We start from the raw sequence: 21,773 nt of genomic DNA, 5'->3' as shown, positions 1-21,773 counted from the left end.
TCTAAAACTATTTAAAATAAAAACAGATACAGTTTTTTTAAAATTAACATCACAGTGGCAATTTAAGCATATAAAAAACGGCTCATTCAGATATGAATGAGCCGTTTTATACTAACTATTAATGATGTTGAGTTAACTCAATTTCATCTTCACTATTTAATATGTCTTTATCTGTTTGGCCCATCAGTTGACTCGTCACTACACCTGCAGTCATTGAACCATTTACATTTAATGCAGTACGGCCCATATCAATTAACGGTTCGATTGAAATAAGCAGCGCAACCAAAGTTACAGGTAAACCCATTGCAGGAAGCACAATCAGTGCAGCAAAAGTTGCACCACCACCAACACCAGCCACACCAATTGAACTTAAAGTCACAATACCCACTAAAGAAGCAATCCACATTGGGTCGAGTGTATTAATACCCATGGTTGGCGCAACCATGACTGCCAACATTGCTGGGTATAAACCCGCACAACCATTTTGACCAATGGTTGCACCAAACGAAGCAGAAAAACTCGCAATAGATTCGGGAATACCCAAACGACGAGTTTGCGCTTCAATACTCAGTGGAATACTTGCTGCACTTGAACGGCTTGTAAATGCGAATGTTAAAACAGGCGCAACTTTCTTAAAGAACTTAAGCGGAGAAACACCTGTTAGAGTCAAAATAATGGCATGAACGCCAAACATAATCGCCAAACCTAAATATGACGCAACTAAAAAACCACCTAGGTTTAAAATGTCAGCCACATTTGAACTTGCCACAACCTTAGTCATAAGCGCAAAAACACCATACGGTGTAAGCGTCATGACTAAACGTACAAGCTTCATGACCCAAGACTGTAACGTCTGAATAGCAGTCAAAATACGCTGACCTTTTTCTGCATCATCTTTCATTAAATTAAGCGCAGCTATCCCTAAAAAGACAGCAAAAATAACTACACTAATAATTGAAGTCGGATTTGCACCCGTTAACTCAGCAAAAGGGTTACTTGGAATAAAGGAAAGAATAAATTGCGGTACGCTTAAATCTGTTACTTTGCTTACATAATCAGTATTAATTGCAGTTAAACGCGCAGTTTCAGCAGCACCTTGCACCAAACCTTTGGCAGTTAAACCAAATAAGTTCGTCACAAATACACCAACCAGCGCAGCAATTAACGTTGTGAATAGTAGAGTTCCGATGGTATAGACGCTGATTTTTCCTAAAGAGGAAGCCTGATGCAACTTGGCTACTGCGCCTAAAATCGATACAAATACCAAAGGCATCACGACCATTTGTAAAAGTTTTACATAGCCGTTACCAACAATATTAAACCAGCTAATAGATTCAGCAAGAATCGGATGGCCACCGCCATAAATCAAATGTAGTCCTAAACCAAACACTACACCTAGAACTAAGCCAGCAAGAACTTTTTTAGATAAGCTCCAGTCCGTTTTACGTGTTTGGGCGAGTAAAAATATTAACCCGACAAAAACCACAATATTGATGATTAAGGGTATATTCATTCCCAAACTCCAAATTATTGCTTGTGTCATCTTTTAAGGGGGCATATTTGACCATAGCCGGCCTATATAAACTACCCTTTTCCACAATTTTCTAGCATGCAGATCATTGCCGATCTGGATGAGAATATAAAATGACATTTAAATACATATATATCACTTTTAGGGCATAAGCTAAGTAGGACATTTATGTATTAAAATTAAGCACATTTCTGTATAAACTGTTGCTCAATAAAACCAATAAATTGCTTTAGATTGCTCCCCCATGTCTCAGGAGGCTGAGCAACGACATAAGTGGTAAAGTGTGCAGATTCAGTATTAATTTCAAAACAGCTTAACGACAATTTATCAGCCACTTTAGTCAAATATGACTTTGGCAATAGCGCAAAGCCGACACCTAGCTCCACACAACTGACAATACCGTCCAGACTGCCCATTTCCATGATTTGCGAAGGCGGCACACTATGGTCATTTAAAAACAGCTCAATTGCATGGCGATAGGAACACCCTTGTCGAAATGAAATAAATCTGGTCTTTGCAAGCGTGGCAATATCAGGAAACTCGGTTTGCTGTTTCGGACAAACTAAAACCAATTGTTCTTGCCATATTGGATAGCTATATAACTCAGGAATCACATATTTCGAGGCTACAAAAGCGCAATCAAGCTCACCTTGCTGCACAGCGTTAATCAAATATCCTGTTGGGTGAGTTTGAAGCTCAATCGGCAAATTAGGATATTGCTGCATACATTCATTCAGTAATTGAGGAAGTCGTATGGCCGCTGTAGTTTCCATACTGCCTAAACGAATGGTTTCGTTCGGATCAATATCACTGTATTGAAAGATTTTTTTCGCTTTATTGTGCAGCGCGATCATTTGAACAGCATAACTATGCAACTGCTGCCCTGCATTGGTTAATGTCACGGGATTATGGCGATTTAATAAAACCACTCCTAACTCTTCTTCAAGCTTTTTCACATGACTGGTGATATTCGATTGAACCGTATACATTTTTTGTGCAGCCAGTGAAAAACTTCCACTCTCTGCCACTGCTAAAAAAAACTCTAGAGACTTAAGCAACATACCACTATCTCAAAATAAGATAATTAGTATCATATTAAATCATTTTTAAAGATTGCAAAACTCGCTTTTAATAATAAAAAAATTGAGTGATTTCTCATGACTACGCTTTATCGAATGAGTCTGCTTGTATTTTTAGCAACTTGCTTGGGTATTGGTGTTTTTAGATTTTCCTACACTGCCCTCATGCCAATCATGATTGTGCAATACGGATGGACACACGACTTCGCAAGCTTCTTAGGCAGTGCAAATTTGCTGGGCTATTTGCTAGGTGCATTATTGGCGTTATTTAGTATTAAAGAAAAATCTATTCCCATACTCATTGTAAGTTCGGCAGTTGTAGGCAGTTTAAGCCTACTCTGCTGTGCTTTGATACACATGCCATTGGTTTGGTTCGTGTTCTGGCGCACAATTTCAGGAATTGCAGGCGGCCTACTCATGATTTTGGCACCGAGCTTTGCCATGAAAAATATTGCAATAAGTCAAAGACTCAAAGTCAATTTTTTAGGGTTTAGCGGCATTGGTGTAGGCGTGTTATCTGCGACTATTATTATTCCCTTACTTAAAAATATGCCCGTTCAATATGTCTGGAGCATTTTTGCAGCGCTCTCTATTTTTGGCAGTTTGGTACTTTTCCAATTACTCAACCATCAACCACAGCAGTCTGTTCAAACAACCAGCCAAGTTCCTCAAAGCATCAAACATTCACGCTTGGGACTGGTCATTATTATTGCCTATATGTGCAGTGCTTTTGCCTATATTCCGCACTCTTTGTTTTGGATGGATTACTTATCGGGAACCTTGCATTTTCCATTGCAACAGCGAAATTTGTTTTGGGTGCTGTATGGCATCGGAAGCTGTATAGGCGCTTTCGTGGCGTACTGTTTAAGCCGCCTCACCGGATATTTACAAGCAATTAAATGGCTTTATGGCATTTACTCCATAGCCGTTGCATTACCGTTCTTTTCACATGCCATATCTTTACTTGCATTGTCTTCATTTCTTACAGGTTTGCTCACGCCTGCCACCGTGTTTATTAGCTCTTATAGCCTTTTACAAATTTATGAGCAGCGTTATCAAAAACTTTGGAGCCTTGCCACGATTGGCTTTGCCAGTACCCAGCTTTTAGGTGGCGTGGTTATAAGTACCTTACATCACTTGCACTGGTCGTATGCCCATCTCTTTTTAATGGGTGGCATTGTTTTGCTATTTGCGTTGAGCCTTTTAGTTCGCACCCGTCCTTCCCTACCTACCACTCTCGGAGCAACCGAAACGTGAAAACTATATTGTTTCCTGTATTTTTAATTGCATTTGTACTGGTGATACAGGTCTTAGACCAAAGCTACCAAAAGAAAATCGGTGCACCCAAAACGACAAAACACCCTGAGTTTATGCAATAAAAAAAGCCCCGACTAATAAGGGGCTTGTCAATTTTTTCAAAGTGAACATTAACGATTAAATCTGTGTCGTAAAAAGGTATCGTTTGCATTTCTTGATTATTTACAAAGCAGCTGTATTGACAAAAAATGTCATATTTTGTCAATGTAGAGTGTTTTCGTCTCATCTATATTTATTCAAAATTTATAATTTTAATACTTAAAATAGAGTAAGACATGAGCAATAACAATTATATTGATGAGCTTTTAAAGCTCTTAGCGATGTTCGCTTTTATCTGCGTTTCATTATTAGCATTTAAATGTCGAACTATATTTGCACTGGACATCACAACATCCTATGAAGTCTCTGTAAAGATTATTATCTATATTGCCACAGCGGCTACCCTTGGCTTTTTAACACGCGATCATATTGAGTTTACAACACAATTTTTAATTGCTATTCCATTTGCATACTTTTGGCTATCGCCTGTTCTTGACTATAAAGCCATTCAAACCATCCCAGAGGTTCCATTTTACCTCTCTGGTCATGGTCAAATTTTAGGATTATTCCTCGTCATTATCTTCTGCTTTGCGCTATGGGTATTTAAAGAAACAAGCTCAAATTCGCATTAGTCTTAAAAAGTCTGAATAGCGATTTTTCGTGATTTTTATAAAGTTAAAAATGGTCACTGAAATATATATTTTTATAATATATATTTTAAATAAATTACTTTATATCAATTAAAACTTAAAAATGTTAAATGTATCAAGCCCAGCAAATGCTGTTGTAGTAACTATTATTTCAATAATTGCTACATTTAGCCTTCTTATATGGAAGTTTAATATTTATGTTGGTATAGATGTCTATACCAGTGGAGAAGTACTTTTCAAAACTCTGTTATATGTAATGGTAATAGGGCTATTTAGTTACTATTTCCGCTTTACCATTAAAATGAGTAACACGGTAATCTTTTCATTACCGCTGTTTTTCTTTTGCATTAGACCTATTTTGAACTATAAACTTACGCACAGTATTGGACAAGTTCCCCTCTATGCAACTCATTATGGTCAGGGTGGAATATTGTTAAGTTTAACTGTACTGACTTGTATGCTTTGGGCTTATACCGCGAACTCATAGCTTGTTATTTGTATTAACTTCAATACTATAAAAAACTATAAATAAAAAACTATAAATAATAATCACAAAGTAATAAAAAAGGGGACTGTTCTAAATTTTGTGTAAGTACTTAATTTTCATTTATCCTTCAGAGGATAATTACAAAAGGTACTTCACATGGATGAAGCAACAATCAAAAGTATGGCTGCCGAATTGGCTAAAGGTCTAAAAACACCAGAAGACTTAAACCAAATGACAGCAGTCTTTAAAAAATTCATGATTGAAACTGCACTCAATACTGAACTTTCAGACCATCTCGGTTATGAAAAGCATCAGCCCAAGAAAGGCTCAAATAGCCGTAATGGGTTTAGTTCTAAAACCATTACAACTCAAGATGGACAACTGGCTTTAGATATTCCCCGTGATCGAGAAGGTTCATTTGAGCCACAAATTATAAAAAAGCACCAAACACGCATCACCAGTATGGATGACCAAATCCTCTCACTGTATGCAAAAGGAATGACTAATAGGGAAATTGTAGCCTTCTTCAAAGAAATGTACGATGCCGATGTGTCAGCATCTCTCATCAGCAAAGTTACCGATGCTGTGATTGAGCAAGTGACTGAGTGGCAAAATAGAGCCTTAGATAGCCTTTATCCTGTTGTCTATCTTGACTGTATTGTTGTCAAAGTCCGTCAGCACTCCAATGTGATTAACAAGTCCGTATACCTTGCTTTAGGCATCAATATGGATGGGCAAAAAGAATTACTGGGTATGTGGATTGCTCAGACAGAAGGTGCCAAATTCTGGCTGTCAGTCATGACAGAGCTAAAAAATCGAGGAGTACAGGACATTCTTGTTGCCTGTGTAGATGGATTAAAAGGCTTCCCTGACGCGATAGCCTCTGTTTACCCTCATACTGATATTCAACTGTGTATCGTGCATGTTGTACGCAATAGCCTGAGATTTGTAAGCTGGAAAGACTACAAAGCTGTTACGTCGGGTCTGAAAGCGATTTATCAGGCAAGTACAGAGGAAAATGCTTTAAAATCCCTAGACATCTTCTGTGATCAATGGAATCACCAGTATCCCAAAATTGGAGAATCCTGGCGGGCCAATTGGGAAAATATCCGAACGATCTTTAGCTATCCAGCCGAAATACGTCATGCAATTTATACAACAAATGCGATTGAGTCGTTGAATAGCGTAATACGCCATTCAACGAAGAAAAGGAAAATCTTTTCATCTGATGACTCAGTAAAGAAGGTCATTTACTTAGCAACATCAAATGCTGCGAAGAAATGGACGATGCCAATTCAAAATTGGCGTTTAGCAATGAATTGGTTTACGATTCAGTTCGATGATCGATTAAAAGATCATTTATAAAAAATGGAACTTACACAAAATAATTTACAGGCTCTAAAAAAGCCCTCATTAAGGGCTTCTTTATGACAGTCTAATCTTCCATATGACGAATAATTGCCTCACCAAATTCAGAGCAACGCAATAAGGTTGCTCCTGGCATTAAACGTTCAAAATCGTAAGTCACCGTTTTGGCTGCAATCGCTCCTGAAATACCTTTAATAATCAGGTCTGCCGCTTCCGTCCAGCCCATATCACGTAGCATCATTTCAGCAGAAAGAATAATTGAACCAGGGTTTACTTTATCTTGCCCAGCATATTTAGGTGCTGTGCCATGTGTTGCCTCATATACGGCAATTGCCCCCCCGATATTTGCTCCCGGAGCAATTCCTATACCTCCTACTTCTGCTGCTAATGCATCAGAAATATAGTCACCATTTAAATTAAGGGTTGCTATCACTGAGTAATCTGCAGGACGCATCAAAATTTGCTGTAAGAAAGCGTCCGCAATCACGTCTTTAATTATGATGTCTTTACCATTTTTAGGGTTCTTAATTTTAACCCATGGCACACCATCTATGAGTTCACCACCAAAACGATCTAAAGCTAACTCATAACCCCATTCTTTAAAGGCACCTTCGGTATATTTCATAATATTACCTTTATGAACAAGGGTTACCGATGGTTTGTCATTATCTATTGCAAATTGAATGGCTTTACGAACTAAACGTTGCGATCCTTCTTTAGATACTGGCTTGATTCCAATGCCGCATCCTTCTGGAAAGCGAATTTTTGTGACGCCCATTTCATCTTGAAGGAACTTAATCACTTTTTTGGCTTCTTCAGAATCAGCTTTCCATTCAATACCAGCATAAATATCTTCCGAGTTTTCACGGAAAATCACCATGTCGGTTAGTTCAGGATGCTGAACAGGTGATGGAACACCCTCAAACCAACGTACAGGGCGTACACACACGTACAAGTCTAATTCTTGGCGTAATGCCACATTAAGTGAGCGAATACCACCACCAACTGGAGTAGTTAAGGGACCTTTAATTGAAACGACAAATTCACGCAGAGCTTCAAAAGTTTCTTCTGGCATATAACTGCTATAAATTTTATTAGCCTTTTCACCGCAATAGACTTCCATCCACTCAATGGAACGTTTACCGCCATAGGCTTTTAAAACAGCCGCATCAACAACTGTTTTCATGGTCGGTGTAATATCTACACCAATACCATCACCCTCAATGAAAGGAATAATTGGATGATTTGGTACATTCAGTGATAGGTCTGCTTTTACTTTAATTTTATCACCATCGGCAGGAACCACGATCTTCTGATAACCCATTGTGTAGATTCTCCCTTTTATAATATTTAACTAAACAAACAAAAATAATTATCGATAAACAATACTTTCAACTTTTATTAACGCATAATAGCTTAATCGAATTTAATCCTTTTTGAGATTTATGTGGGAAATAAGCAAATTTCACACTTAAATATAGCTCAATGTTTTTACCGCTTATTTGAAAGAAGAAGTCATTTTTTATGAAAATCGTCATTCTTAACAAACCTTATGACGTACTCTCCCAGTTTCGTAAAGACGAAGCGCATATGACGGTCTCTGATTTTATAGATGACCCGACTTTACGCATAGCAGGTCGTCTTGATATGGACTCTGAGGGTTTAGTTTTTTTAACCGATCATGGTGGTTTGAATCAGTTCATTACCAACCCTGCGAATAAAAAATACAAAACGTATTTAGTTCAAGTTGATGGCGATGTTACCGAAGAAGCGCTTGAGCAACTTCGTAAAGGTGTAGAGCTTAATGATGGTATGACTTTACCAGCAAAAGCAATTAAGGTAAGTGAACCTGAATGGGTATGGGACCGTGATCCTCCTGTACGTTACCGTGCCAACATTCCAACCTCTTGGATTGAAATTTCTATTTGTGAAGGTCGTAACCGTCAAGTTCGCCGTATGACCTCTGCGGTAGGTTTCCCAACTTTACGTCTCATTCGTACTAAAATTGGTTCAATTGATTTAGTCCAATTAGGATTACAGCCGGGCGAGACCAAAGAAATTGAACCTCTACTCTACCCTGACTTTAAAGATGTGCCAGCAGAACAACCTTATCGTTCACGTTCATATGTGAAAAAACCGGGTGGTACAGGTGGTAAACCAATGGTTCGTAAGAACAAAGATGGTTCTGTTAAAAAGTCTGGTACAAAACGTATCTGGCAAATGGATGAAAGTGAAAAACCACGTCGCAAGACCAATGGTACAACTCGTCCAAATACCAAGGCACCACGTGGTCGTGGCCGTAATGGTCGATAAAAACATTTAAGTTTTAAAGCTCACGTCAGTGGGCTTTTTTAATAGCTATTATTTATAAAAATAAAAAAGCCGGCGCATATGCACCGGCTTTTCAGCTATTTACTAACGAATTAGTTATTAAGCTTGAACAGTTGAAAGCGCTGCATTAAATGTAGCACTTGGACGCATTACAGCGCTTACTTTCGCAGGATCAACTGCATAGTAACCACCGATGTCAGCTGCTTTACCTTGTACTTGAGCAAGCTCAGCAACGATCTTCTGTTCGTTTTCAGCTAATGCTTTTGCAAGTGGAGCAAATTTAGCTTTCAACTCAGCATCTTCGTCTTGAGCTGCAAGTGCTTCTGCCCAGTAAAGTGATAAGTAGAAATGGCTACCACGGTTATCAAGCTCGCCTGTACGGCGTGATGGAGACTTGTCATTGTCGAGCAATTTACCAGTCGCTTCATCAAGTGTTTTCGCAAGTAACTTGGCACGAGCATTATTTTCTTTAATGCCCATTTCTTCTAAAGAAACTGCAAGCGCAAGGAACTCACCAAGCGAATCCCAACGTAAGTGGTTTTCTTCAACAAGTTGTTGTACGTGTTTAGGTGCTGAACCACCGGCACCAGTCTCGTACATGCCACCACCTGCCATAAGCGGAACGATTGACAACATCTTCGCAGAAGTACCAAGTTCCATAATTGGGAACAAATCTGTTAAGTAGTCACGTAAAATGTTACCAGTCACAGAAATTGTATCTAAGCCACGAACTACGCGCTCAAGTGTGTAACGCATAGCACGTACTTGAGACATGATTTGGATATCAAGACCAGTCGTATCATGATCTTTTAAGTACTTTTGTACTTTCTTGATCAATTCGTTTTCGTGTGGACGGTATGGGTCAAGCCAGAAGATCGCAGGCATGCCTGAGTTACGAGCACGAGTTACTGCAAGTTTTACCCAGTCACGAATCGGAGCATCTTTCACCTGACACATACGCCAGATATCGCCTTCTTCAACATTTTGAGTCAATAACACTTCACCAGTGTCAAGATCGGTAATGTTTGCGATACCAGCTTCAGCAATTTCAAAAGTCTTGTCGTGAGAACCGTATTCTTCAGCTTTTTGAGCCATCAAACCAACGTTTGGTACTGTACCCATAGTCTTCGGATCGAAGTTACCATGCCATTTACAGAAATTGATCATTTCTTGGTAAATACGCGCAAATGTTGATTCTGGCATTACCGCTTTAGCATCGTATTGCTTACCATCAGCACCCCACATTTTACCACCAGCACGGATCATTGCAGGCATAGAAGCATCTACAATGATGTCGTTAGGTGAATGGAAGTTTGTGATGCCTTTTGCTGAGTCAACCATTGCAAGTGCAGGACGGTGTTCTTGGCAAGCATGTAAGTCTTCGATGATTTCTTCACGTAATGACGTTGGAAGCGTTTCGATTTTCTCGTATAACCCAGCCATACCGTTATTAACGTTGATACCTAACTCGTCAAATAACTTACCGTGTTTTTCAAAAGCTTCTTTGTAGTAGATTTTCACACAGTGACCGAACACGATCGGGTGTGAAACTTTCATCATTGTCGCTTTTACGTGTAAAGAGAATAAAATTCCTGCTTCTTTACAATCATCAAGTTCTTTTTCGTAGAAATCACAAAGTGCTTTCTTGCTCATGAACATTGAGTCGATGATTTCGCCTTCTTGAAGCGCAACTTTTGGCTTAAGAACAATGCTCTTACCACTGTTTGTGATAAGTTCCATTTTTACATTGCGTGCACGGTCAAGTGTCATTGACTTTTCACCGTGGTAGAAGTCACCTTCTTCCATGTGTGAAACGTGAGTTTGTGACCACTGTTTCCACTCGCTCATTGAGTGAGGGTGTTTCTTAGCGTAATTTTTAACGGCAGCAGGAGCACGACGGTCAGAGTTACCCTCACGAAGAACTGGGTTTACTGCTGAACCTAGGCATTTGCCATAACGAGCTTTAATAGTTTTTTCTTCTTCAGTCGCTGGGTTTTCCGGATAGTCAGGAATTGCAAAACCTTTAGATTGAAGTTCTTTAATACATGCTGTCAATTGCGCAACAGAGGCACTAATATTTGGGAGTTTAATAATGTTAGTATCTGGATCTTGTGTAAGACGACCTAGCTCAGCAAGGTTGTCGGATACCTTTTGCTCTTCACTTAGGTAGTCAGCGAATTCTGCGAGCACACGTGCAGCTACAGAGATGTCACTTTTAACAATCTCGATACCTGCTGGCTTAGTAAAGGTCTCAATGATCGGCAGTAGCGAATAAGTCGCCAATAATGGCGCCTCGTCAGTCAGTGTGTAAATGATAGTTGACTTTTCACCAGCCATATATAGCCCCTTCCGTTGAATTGAGTTTTGAGGACCGAGCTTTTGGCCCAGTGCCTACGAACCGATATGCTTAAATAAAACCCTGAGAGTATCGACTCTCATTGGCTTCCAGTCAACGAAATATCCAGTGATAACGACATTTCGCAGCGAAATAATACATAATTTAAATCTATTGATAATAATCTTATACCTAACTTATGGTAATACATCTAGGTTTACCAACTTTTAAGGTATAGATCAGTCTTAAATTACATGAGATATCTTTCAGAGTTCTGACAAATATTATACTTTTCATTCAAAATAAACTCAAAGATAACACCTATTTCAATTTTTAAAATCTACTAAAAAGTAAAAACCGATGTACGAAACATCGGTTTTTTATAAACTATTTAACTGTTATTCAGGCTTTTAACCATTTATCAGCTTTTGTTTGATCTTCAATAATAAGTTCAACTTCAGTTAAGTTTATGCTTTCACCTGTAACTTCAAACGACAACAACTCATCACGGCGGAAAGCCAAGACTTGGTAATTACCCTTTTGCTTAGCGTATTTCTCAATAAGTTTTGTGGTCGCTTTTAATCCATCAATTGCGATAATGACATCATTGGCAGAAATACCTGCTTTTGCCCCAGCTCCTTCACGTTGAGCATTTTGTACCAATACACCTTCAGGTTTATCGGTTAGCTTTAAACCATAAGCCAAAGTCTTATCGTTTTTAAGCGTATAACTTAAACCAAACTCAGGGAATAACTGATCCAGCGGCAACTCATCTGTTGTGTTAATCAAATGATTGATTTGCTCAACCCAACTATCACCCGTTAACTCTTCACATAAATCGAAAACGGTACGCTCATTAACCTGAATACCGTTTTGGGTGTTTTCATACAAACGACGCATTAGGGCATCAAGACTAGAACCACGTAAACGTAAGCCTAAATCTAAACATAAGGCAACTAATGCGCCTTTATTGTAATAACTAGTTCCAGCATTATTGGTGTTTTCATCTGGACGATAAAACTTAATCCATGCGTCAAAACTTGACTCTGCGACTGTCTGAACAAAACGACCCGGATTTTGTAAATAACGATCAAGCTGTGACTTCAACAAATCTAGATAAGACTTCTGAGAGATCACACCGCTACGTAATAAAATGAGATCATCATAATATGAAGTAAACCCTTCAAAGATCCACAGTAGCGAGGTATAACCTTCTTGATGTAAATTATAGTTTGCAAAGTTTTCTGGACGGATAAACTTCACTAACCAAGAATGAAAATACTCGTGGCTACATAAACCTAAGAAACGTTGATAGTCTTTCGAAGGTTCAGTTGGTTCATTCGATTTTGGTAAATCATCACGTGGTGTAATCAGACTAGTACTGTTGCAATGCTCTAAGCCACCATAACTATTGCCTGTTGCCATCGTCATAAAGGTATAGTTTTTAAATGGCGCTGAACCAAACATTTCAATTTCAGCTGCACAGATCTTTTCAATATCCGCTTTTAAACGTTCTATATTGGTATTGTGCTGTCCAGAAATTGCAAATTCATGTTCGATTCCATGAGCTTCGAAGCTAAAACGTGTTTGCTCCGCAAGTTCAAATGGACTATCAATCAGTTGATCATAATGATCAGCTTTTAAGGTAAAACGTCCCTTAACTAAGCTTTTTGAAGCTAAGCCAGTTGCTAATTGAAAGTGTTTTAACTCATCAGGCAAAAAGATTTCTAACTCACAAGCAGATTGCTCTTGTCCATCTAAACCTAAGCATACACAGGCTGGGTTAATATATAGACGAGTTTGATCTACATAAGCACCACGTACCGACAAATCATAAGCATAGACATCGTATTCAACAGTAATTAATTCATGATCGGTGTTAAATAAACGCCAGCGATTTTTTTCAGTTTTTTTAATATTGAGCATGCGCCCAGCTTCATCGTAAGCTTTTACAGCTTCAATATGCTTAGAAAACTCACGAATTAAATAACTACCCGGAATCCACGTTGGTAACCATAGTTCCTGATTTGGATTCGCTAAAAAACGAATTGTGACGTGAACAAGATGCTGTTTGTAATCATCGAACTCTATTTGATAATGCAACATAAATTCTTCAATTTAAAATAAGAACGGTTTCACCTTAGATTATCACTTTTTTGTATCGACTTGCGTAGATGTATTTTTTGGCAACAATTCAGACTAGCCTTCTACAAAAAAAAGGCATAGCATGCTGTGCATCTGTGTTCCGTATTTGCCAGTAAACGTCAAGGTCACCTAGTGAAATTCTTCCTATCTCTTTTTACACTGTTTAGTATTTTCTGTACTACTCTTACCAATGCTGCCCTTCTTAATATTGCTCCTGAGAGCGTCGAGGCCGCTGCTTGGACAATAGTAGATACTCAATCTGGTCAAGTCATTGCTGAACATAATAGTCATGTGCAACGTGCACCAGCATCTTTAACCAAAATGATGGTTGCTTATATTGCATTAAAAGAGATTAAGGCTGGAAAATTAAAGCTAGATCAAGTTATTACTGCGACACCAGTAGTTAGCGTGGTTCAGTGGGATGAATCACAAATGTACCTTAAAGCAGGTGAGCAAATTTCAGTTGATCAGCTTTTGGCAGGTTTAATTGTAATGTCAGCAAATGATGCTGCGGTGACTTTGGCAGAAAAAATTTCTGGTGATGTGCCTCATTTTGTACAACGCATGAACCAAGAAGCTCAAGCTTTAGGCATGAAAGACACGCATTTTAGTAACCCTGCCGGTATTACAATGCCTGATCATTACACGACAGCACACGATTTAAGCTTATTAAGTCAGGCAGTAATTCACCAAACACCTGAATATTTACATTATTCAAAAATGCCAAGCTTTAGCTACAATCAACGTTTTCATCATGCTACTAACTTTGCTTTGAAATATGATCCATCTGTAGATGGTTTAAAAACTGGCTATACCAAAGCAGCAGGTTATAACTTAGCGCTTACAGCTTCACGTCCTTCGTTTTCACCGAACCTACCACAAAGACGTTTACTGGTTATTGTTTTAGGTACAGCAAGTGCAGTGAAGCGTGCTGAAATTGCCGATAAGTTAATGAATCTTGCTTATGCATATACACGTGATGAAGTGGTTATTCCACAGCAAAAACTTATTGCTGAGCTACCAGTTATTAAATCAACTTTAAAAATGTTTAAGGTTGAAACTAAGCAGCCAACTATTGTCACGACTTCTTTATATGCCGAACCAGCAGCAATTGATTTAAATACGTTTGATTACGCAACACAACGCATTCAAGTTCTTGATAGCAATAAACAACTAAAAACTATTGCTCCACTAGAAACGACTCAAACTCGTGTAAATATTGCATTAAACGAGCAAAAATTAACAGCACCGTTAATGAAAGCCATGAACTTGGCAACAGTTTCAATTTATCAAAACAATCAACTGATTCGCAGTCTGCAAATTGAAAATGATGTGCATATTGAAGAAGCCAATATTTTCCAAAAAATCATGATGTGGTTCTCAAATTTGTTCTCTATTTTTTCATCGAGTAATCATAGTGTAGCAAAACTCTACCCTGTAGATTCGCACTAAAAAAATCAAATTGTGCACAGAGGCACAATAAATTTTATAAATAAAAGATGGCATAATTTAGCCATCTTTTTTTATAGAAAAATAATTAGGTGATAAAAATGGCCCAAAGTTTACATCATATTGTTATTGTCGGTGGTGGTGCGGGTGGTTTGGAACTTGCCACACAACTCGGTGAAACTTTTGGGAAAAGTGGTAAAGCTAAAATTACATTAGTCGACCAAAATTTGACTCATATCTGGAAGCCTCTACTTCATGAAATTGCGGCGGGTTCCTTAAACCCTCACGAAGAACAAACCAATTATTTTGCGCATGCAGAAAAACATTATTACGAATTTATATTGGGAACACTTGTTGCAATTGATAAAGAGAAAAAAATAATAGATTTAGTCCCTCCTCAAGTGTCTAAAGAACAGAACACTCAAGTTCAAAAACTCAGTTATGACACGCTTATTTTAGCGCTTGGTTCAGTATCCAATGACTTTAACACAACGGGTGTACGTGAAAACTGTCATTTTCTAGACAGTAGAAATCAAGCAGATATTTTCCAACAAGATCTTTTGCATTTGTACATTGAAGCACAGAATCAACCAGATCAACGTACACTCAATATTGGAATTGTTGGTGCAGGTGCAACGGGTGTAGAACTTGCTGCCGAGCTTATAGAAACCACTAAAAACTTTTACCGATATGGTTTGAAAAAAATCCATCCGAATCAAGTCAAAATCACACTGATTGAAGCTTCCGAACGTATTTTACCTGCTTTAAGTGAGAAAACAGCTGAGCATAGTGCAAAACAGCTCCAAAAAATGGGTATCGAAATTTTAACTCGACATCGCGTTGAAAAAATTGATAAACATTGCATCTATTTCAGTAACGGTAATGAACTCAAAAGTGATATTACGGTATGGGCAGCTGGCGTAAAAGCACCGAAAGTTCTTGAAAGTTTTACCGATTTTGAACGTGACAACATTAACCGTTTAATGGTCTATGCTACGCTGCAAACTTATTCTGACCCAAATGTATTCGCTTTTGGTGATTGTGCACACTGCCAACTTGATGCACGAAACCCTCCTCTTGGACCACGCGCTCAAGTTGCCAGTCAACAAGCAAGCTTTTTAGTTGGTGCTATGGCTGCCAGACTGAATGGCCGTTCGCAGCCAATGTTCACTTTTAATGACAAAGGTTCACTTGTGTCTTTAAGTCGTAATAAAGCCGTTGGAGAATTACTTGGGGATGTCAGTGTACAAGGATATATTGCTAAAACAATGTACGTATCTTTATACCGTTTACATCAAGCAACAATTCACGGATATACTCAAGCTGGACTACTTACAGTGAAAGATTTACTTACAAGACGAGTACGACCAAAAATTAAGCTGTATTGAGTTGAATTTTTTGAGTTCATCCCTATATAGGTAAAAACGCATTAGAAAAAGTGTTAAAGATTGAGATTTTGTAGTCTACAAAATTTATTTTTCACTTTATGATGTACGCTTTAATTGATTGAATGGATCAAAAACATGACTGCAATTGCAAATAACCACGTGGTTTCATTCCACTATAAATTAACAAACGCTGAGGGTGAAACACTTGATCAATCTCAAGGTGAACCACTTGCCTATTTGCACGGTGCAGGCAATATCATTCCTGGTTTAGAAAATGCATTAACTGGTAAAACTGTTGGTGATAAATTCACTGTAAACGTACCAGCTGCTGAAGGTTATGGCGAATACAACCCAGACCTAGTACAAGAAGTTCCAGCTCAAATGTTCCAAGGTGTTGATAATATTCAACCTGGTATGCAATTCCAAGCTCAAACTGATGACGGCGTTCAAATCGTTACAGTTAAAGCGGTTGAAGGCGACAACGTTGTTGTTGATGCTAACTTCCCACTTGCTGGCCAAGACTTAACTTTTGAAGTTGAAATCGTAGAAATCCGTGAAGCATCTGCTGAAGAGCTTGATCACGGTCATGTACACGGTGCTGGTGGTCACCACCACTAATTCATCTTTAACAAGATGATAAAAAGCAAAGCTTCGGCTTTGCTTTTTTTATGCATTTATTTTATATAATATTCAGTGAGTTAATTTATTATTGGACTATGCATGTCAAATGCTTATCAATTGATTTGGTTCCGACAAGATTTACGAGTGCGCGATCATGCAGCTTTATGGCATGCTTGCCAACAAGGTAATTCAATTGCATTAGTCATCTTATCGCCAGACCAGTGGAAACAGCACGACGATGCTCCAATAAAAATTAGTTTTTATTTAAGACAACTCAAAAAACTTCAAGAAGAATTGGCAGCTCTTCACATCCCTCTGGTTATTCAGGTCATCCCTTATTGGAAAGATATTGCCAAATCTATTTCTGACTTTAGTAAGAAATATAATATTGAAAATGTTTATGCCAATATTGAGGTAGGAGTAAATGAACTAAAAAGAGATAAAACTGTACAAGATATTTTGAATAAAGACAGTAAAGAACTTTTTTTATTTCATGATCGCACGATTTTTCCTCTACGTTCAATTCGCAATAAATCAGAACAACCTTATCAAGTTTTTAGTGCCTTTAAAAAAGTGTGCTACTCAAAACTAGATACTAGTGGTTTACCTCAATGTTATCCTTTACCCAATAAACAAACTAAAGTTCCAACCGATTTACTAGAAGTGGAAAATACAAACTTAGCTGAAATTGAAAAGCTATTCTGTTCATCCATTACAACAGAACAGCAAGATTTATGGCCTGTTGGCGAGTCATATGGATTAGAACAACTAGATCATTTTATTGAAGACTCGGTATCTCACTATAAAGTCGATCGAGATTTTCCCCACATAACAGGTACAAGTAAACTTTCGCCTTATTTAAATATTGGAATCTTATCTATACGCCAGTGTTTACAAGCATTATTCCGCAGTCAACATGGTAACTTTCATTTAACCAATGAAGGTCAGCAAACATGGTTAGATGAACTTATTTGGCGAGAGTTTTATCAACATATTTTATTTGACTTTCCATATGTGTCTAAACATATTCCATTTAAAAAGGACACTCAAAAAATTCAATGGAATCATAACCCAGAGCACTTAACTGCATGGCAAACTGGTCAAACGGGTATTCCTATTGTTGATGCCGGAATGCGCCAGCTTTTACAAACCGGCTGGATGCATAATCGAGTACGTATGATTACTGCTATGTTCTTATGTAAAAACTTACTGATCGATTGGCGTATTGGTGAGCAATGGTTTATGCAACATTTAATTGATGGAGACCTAGCTGCAAACAATGGTGGATGGCAATGGTGTGCTTCAACTGGAACAGATGCTGTACCCTATTTCCGAATCTTTAACCCGATTAGCCAATCGCAAAAATTTGATCCGAATGGTGATTATATTCGCACATGGGTAAAAGAATTAGCTCATCTAGACAACAAATCTATTCATGACCCTTATTCAGCCAATAAGTCTCTTCAGTTGAATTATCCAAAACCGATTGTAGATTTAAAAGAAACGCGCCTAAAAGCAATTGAAACATTCAAGCGTATTTAGTTAACAATTACGTCTTATATGTTTACTTTTGATTAAAAAATAATAACGGGATTTGACTATAAAGGGACTTTCAACTACAAATAAACAGTATAGATACTTAAAAAGGACATAAACAACAACAACTTCCAAAATCACGACCTTTCATTATAAAAGTATAAAAAAATTAACATTACAAAAAAGGTAGCATAAACCATATGCAACAAAAGAACCCAGGTAGAACACTCGTCTTATGGATTATTGCAGCTCATCTATTTATGGGAATGATTGCATACGAGTGGCTGCCTGTAAGCTTTAGAGGAAGCTGGATTTTTATTCTAATTCTTTTAGTTTCTGGTGCTTTTTTAGAAGTTGGTTTATCACTAATTGTGGGTTTACTCGCTTTTATTGGCGTATCTGTTTATTTTCTCCTTGACCTTGGAGCACAAACGCATATTGAACGTCAGCTTCTTTTACTTTTTATTATTCCTCTTATTCCAGTTTTTTTAAGTGCCGTACGCCATAATATTGAAACTAACGTTCAGAAATATCGCGATATTCAAAGCTATGACCGAAATTATCGTCGGGATATTTTTCCATTAAGCGCTTTAAAATATTTTCAACATAGTTTTTTTAGATTGCTTGATCATCATCATGTGCAAGATTATGAAGTCTTCGTGATTAGAATTCTTAATCGTAGTCTAATCAAAGAAATGCTAGGAGATGATGTTTGGAAAACCACTCAAAATGAAATGATTACGATTTTGAGCCAACATCAACCGAATGAAATTGTTTTCCAATTTGCTGATGATGATTTAGAGAACATATACAGCATTGTCATTCGTCAGCAAAAAACTGACGAAGAGCCTGACTTTATTAAAAAGTTAAGAGAAATTATGACACTGCGTCTTGAGGTTGAATATAAAGTTATTGTTATTCCACCTGAGGAGATGAACTAATGTCTACTCTTCTTAATATTTGTGGAATTGTGATCGCATCGAGCCAATATCCTGACGCCACTTTACAACAGTTTTATCGGCAATATTATCATTGTGAAATTAAAGCTGAACAAATAAAAACTGAAGTACAAACTCCAGAAGATCTTTCGATGTTCTTCCCTTATCAAGATACGTGGTGGCCTGTATTTACTCTTGACCAGATCAGTTCTGAAAGTTTTCAAAAGTTTATTCATAATGGAGTTCGACCCGGCATTATATTGCCAGATGAGGTTTTTGGTTTCCCCCACTATTTCTTGTTAAAAGAAGCAGTAAGCCAAGGTGCTATTCCTATAGTACTATTTAAAACTGAACAACCTCAGTATTTTGCTGCGAAGGCAACATTTTCAACAGCAATTGGTTTACGGCCAATGGCTGCGTTTGTGAGTACAGGATGGGATGAAAATTTAATTTCACAGCCAGCGGGTAGTTATATTATTCCATTAAATTCAGAAAATTTACCGATACCATCCAGAGAAATTAAACAAGGTAAACATTTATTTTATTCGGCCAAGAACTTTAACGGCCATGTTTCAGGTTACGAAATTATCATTAACCCTCCAGCCGACTTGCCTCTTTCCAATATTCGTTATCCGCAACTCGGTATTTCGTGGAAATTTAATAATATTAATTATGTAAGTACACCTGAACATGTCAGTACAAATCTTATCGGTTATATATTTATTGGTTTAAGTGTAGTCGTTGTTCCTCTAGATCTGATTTTAACAACAACTTATCCAGATCTTCTCGGTACATTTGGTAGTTATATTTCATGGATCTCCTTAGTAGTAGGATTAATTCTATTATTGCTACTCATCTCTTCTATTATTAGGAGGGTCCGTACAAATGGCTCCAATTGATATTCTGTTTTTATTTGGCTTTTTAGGTATTTGGATTCCACAAGCATTTTGGGCGTGGCTAAGCTATCAAGCGTGGAAATATTCAAAAACAGCTGAAAAAGAACTACAAAATCTACCTATCCCCGAGAGATGGCCGGTCTTAAGCGTTTTAATTCCCGCCTATAACGAAGGCGTAGTGATTGAAGATACTTTACATGCAATTGCTCAACAAGATTATCCAGCCGAAGCTTATGAAGTTCTACTGATTAATGATGGATCTAAAGATAACACGCTTGAAATCGCAGAAAGCCTCGCAAAAATTTATCCATGCATAAAAATTGTTAATGTTCCAAAAGGTATGGGGGGCAAAGGGAAATCAAGAACCCTCAATAACGGGCTTCCTCATGCTAAAGGTGAGTTAATTGTTGTTTATGATGCCGATAGTACTCCTGAACCCGATTGCGTTCGATTACTCGCACAAACACTACTTGCAGATAAAAAACTAGTCGCTGTAAATGGCAAAGTAAGAACCCGTAACTGGCAAGATAGTATTTTGACGCGCTTTATTGCGATTGAGTTCATCTTTTTCCAATGGATCTTTCAAGGTGGACGTTGGCAACGTTTTGAGTTATCAACATTGATGGGCACTAACTACGTCATCTGGCGCGATGCCTTAGAAACCTTAGGCGGTTTTGACGAAAAGTCGCTAGTGGATGACACAGAAATGAGTTTCCGAATTTTTATCGGACAAAAACGAATTAAATGGGTTCCTTATGCAATTGGTTGGCAGCAAGATCCACCTTCGTTAAGCGTATTCGTTAAACAGCGTTCACGTTGGACTCAAGGTAATTTTTATGTGACACGTAAATATTTACCAGTAGCGCTCAGAACACCATTCCCTATCGGAATTGAAATTCTGAATAACATCATGTGCTATATCCTTTTCGTACCAGCTCTGTTCTGGAGTCATATTACGTTAACGCTTGGTTTACTTGATATTGCAGGTATTTCAGTTCCAGGGCCATTTACGCTCTTGTGGGGCCTTTCATTTTGCCTATATGTAGCACAAATGTGGTTTACGCTTTCTCTAGAAAAGGTTAAACCAGAGCTCTATTTTTACTCAGTTTTATCTTATGTAAGTTATTCACAAATATTCTTATTTATTGTATTTAAAGCCGCATTCGACATGCTAAAAAATAAAATACAAGGTAATTCACTTCAGTGGTACAAAACAGAACGTAGCAAGGAGAAAAAATAAATGAAAAAGACTTTCAAACTTTATCCACTCATACAAGCACTCCTTGCTAGCAGTTGCCTTATGTTAGCTGTGCCAGCCCATACCACTACATGGACTTTAGACGATATTAGTACATCAACTAAATATACCGTTGAGCCTCACTTTTTCTATATTGGAAAAGGTGCAGAGTGGCAGAACATTCAATTTTCCAGTGACTATTCCACTGAAAGTGACACAACATTACTCGTAAAATATGACGATAAGCTCATCTATAACACCACCTTAAATGGGAGTGGACAATTTAAATTTGATATTCCAGCCAGCAAGACTGGTTTCCATCGTTTAGATTGGGACTGTTCTAAATTTTGTGTAAGTACTTAATTTTCATTTATCCTTCAGAGGATAATTACAAAAGGTACTTCACATGGATGAAGCAACAATCAA

The 21,773-nt window shown here is 37.8% G+C and carries 18 protein-coding genes and 1 pseudogene; 14 read left to right on the top strand and 5 right to left on the bottom strand.

Going from position 1 to position 21,773, the window contains the following annotated elements:
• Positions 1-118 precede the first annotated feature (118 nt).
• Positions 119-1,513 carry an L-cystine transporter gene (locus F985_RS08670; protein WP_004700069.1) on the bottom strand — a complete coding sequence of 465 codons (1,395 nt, stop codon included), beginning with the start codon at positions 1,511-1,513 and terminating at the stop codon, positions 119-121.
• Between the two features lie 197 nt (positions 1,514-1,710).
• The gene (locus tag F985_RS08665) at positions 1,711-2,592 is read right to left on the bottom strand and encodes a LysR family transcriptional regulator (RefSeq protein WP_004700067.1); all 882 of its coding nucleotides are present in this window, start codon (positions 2,590-2,592) and stop codon (positions 1,711-1,713) included.
• A 96-nt stretch (positions 2,593-2,688) separates the two neighbouring features.
• Between F985_RS08665 and F985_RS08660 the strand changes: the two genes are divergently transcribed.
• From F985_RS08660 to F985_RS08650, 5 genes are all read left to right on the top strand, one after another.
• Complete coding sequence (locus F985_RS08660) at positions 2,689-3,867, top strand: YbfB/YjiJ family MFS transporter (RefSeq protein WP_004700065.1); 1,179 nt, start codon at positions 2,689-2,691, stop codon at positions 3,865-3,867.
• On the top strand, positions 3,864-3,989 hold the full coding sequence (locus F985_RS25095; RefSeq protein WP_077164811.1) for a hypothetical protein: 126 nt from the start codon (positions 3,864-3,866) through the stop codon (positions 3,987-3,989). The genes F985_RS08660 and F985_RS25095 overlap by 4 nt, the downstream gene beginning before the upstream one ends.
• A 213-nt stretch (positions 3,990-4,202) precedes the next feature.
• Positions 4,203-4,598, top strand: coding sequence for a hypothetical protein (locus tag F985_RS08655; protein WP_004700063.1), 396 nt, complete (start codon positions 4,203-4,205; stop codon positions 4,596-4,598).
• A 376-nt stretch (positions 4,599-4,974) separates the two neighbouring features.
• On the top strand, positions 4,975-5,103 hold the full coding sequence (locus F985_RS26250; protein WP_263440612.1) for a hypothetical protein: 129 nt from the start codon (positions 4,975-4,977) through the stop codon (positions 5,101-5,103).
• A gap of 156 nt (positions 5,104-5,259) precedes the next feature.
• Entirely contained in the window at positions 5,260-6,468 is a 1,209-nt protein-coding gene (locus F985_RS08650; protein WP_000343018.1) for an IS256-like element ISAba26 family transposase, read from the top strand.
• Positions 6,469-6,538: 70 nt separating this feature from the next.
• Here the strand turns inward: F985_RS08650 and icd are convergent, their stop codons facing one another.
• A complete protein-coding gene (gene icd / locus F985_RS08645; RefSeq protein WP_004700059.1) occupies positions 6,539-7,795 on the bottom strand; it encodes an NADP-dependent isocitrate dehydrogenase in 1,257 nt (418 codons plus the stop codon).
• A 200-nt stretch (positions 7,796-7,995) separates the two neighbouring features.
• On the opposite strand from icd, the gene F985_RS08640 reads away from it, so the two are divergent.
• A complete protein-coding gene (locus tag F985_RS08640; protein WP_004700057.1) occupies positions 7,996-8,784 on the top strand; it encodes an rRNA large subunit pseudouridine synthase E in 789 nt (262 codons plus the stop codon).
• Between the two features lie 117 nt (positions 8,785-8,901).
• Here the strand turns inward: F985_RS08640 and F985_RS08635 are convergent, their stop codons facing one another.
• Both F985_RS08635 and F985_RS08630 read right to left on the bottom strand, forming a co-directional pair.
• Complete coding sequence (locus F985_RS08635; RefSeq protein ID WP_004700056.1) at positions 8,902-11,139, bottom strand: NADP-dependent isocitrate dehydrogenase; 2,238 nt, start codon at positions 11,137-11,139, stop codon at positions 8,902-8,904.
• A 400-nt stretch (positions 11,140-11,539) separates the two neighbouring features.
• Positions 11,540-13,243 carry a M61 family metallopeptidase gene (locus tag F985_RS08630; RefSeq protein ID WP_004700053.1) on the bottom strand — a complete coding sequence of 568 codons (1,704 nt, stop codon included), beginning with the start codon at positions 13,241-13,243 and terminating at the stop codon, positions 11,540-11,542.
• A gap of 171 nt (positions 13,244-13,414) precedes the next feature.
• On the opposite strand from F985_RS08630, the gene F985_RS08625 reads away from it, so the two are divergent.
• The 8 genes and pseudogenes from F985_RS08625 to F985_RS08590 all read left to right on the top strand — a co-directional run.
• The gene (locus F985_RS08625) at positions 13,415-14,734 is read left to right on the top strand and encodes a D-alanyl-D-alanine carboxypeptidase PBP6B (RefSeq protein ID WP_004700051.1); all 1,320 of its coding nucleotides are present in this window, start codon (positions 13,415-13,417) and stop codon (positions 14,732-14,734) included.
• Positions 14,735-14,832: 98 nt separating this feature from the next.
• Positions 14,833-16,119, top strand: a complete 1,287-nt coding sequence (locus F985_RS08620) for an NAD(P)/FAD-dependent oxidoreductase (protein WP_004700041.1) — start codon at positions 14,833-14,835, stop codon at positions 16,117-16,119.
• Positions 16,120-16,254: 135 nt separating this feature from the next.
• A complete protein-coding gene (locus F985_RS08615; protein WP_004700040.1) occupies positions 16,255-16,737 on the top strand; it encodes an FKBP-type peptidyl-prolyl cis-trans isomerase in 483 nt (160 codons plus the stop codon).
• 102 nt (positions 16,738-16,839) lie between these two features.
• Complete coding sequence (locus F985_RS08610) at positions 16,840-18,282, top strand: cryptochrome/photolyase family protein (protein ID WP_004700038.1); 1,443 nt, start codon at positions 16,840-16,842, stop codon at positions 18,280-18,282.
• Between the two features lie 194 nt (positions 18,283-18,476).
• The gene (locus tag F985_RS08605; protein ID WP_004700036.1) at positions 18,477-19,217 is read left to right on the top strand and encodes a hypothetical protein; all 741 of its coding nucleotides are present in this window, start codon (positions 18,477-18,479) and stop codon (positions 19,215-19,217) included.
• A complete protein-coding gene (locus F985_RS08600) occupies positions 19,217-20,113 on the top strand; it encodes a hypothetical protein (protein ID WP_004700034.1) in 897 nt (298 codons plus the stop codon). The genes F985_RS08605 and F985_RS08600 overlap by 1 nt, the downstream gene beginning before the upstream one ends.
• Positions 20,100-21,350, top strand: coding sequence for a glycosyltransferase family 2 protein (locus F985_RS08595; protein ID WP_004700031.1), 1,251 nt, complete (start codon positions 20,100-20,102; stop codon positions 21,348-21,350). The genes F985_RS08600 and F985_RS08595 overlap by 14 nt, the downstream gene beginning before the upstream one ends.
• Positions 21,351-21,707, top strand: a pseudogene (locus F985_RS08590) (hypothetical protein); the annotation flags it as partial. It lies immediately after the preceding gene.
• Between the last annotated feature and the right edge of the window lie 66 nt (positions 21,708-21,773).

This window comes from Acinetobacter seifertii (assembly GCF_000368065.1).
Taxonomy (GTDB): Bacteria; Pseudomonadota; Gammaproteobacteria; order Pseudomonadales; family Moraxellaceae; genus Acinetobacter; species Acinetobacter seifertii.
The sequence above is the reverse complement of the archived record's forward strand: the minus strand, read 5'-3'. Positions and strand labels throughout refer to the sequence as shown.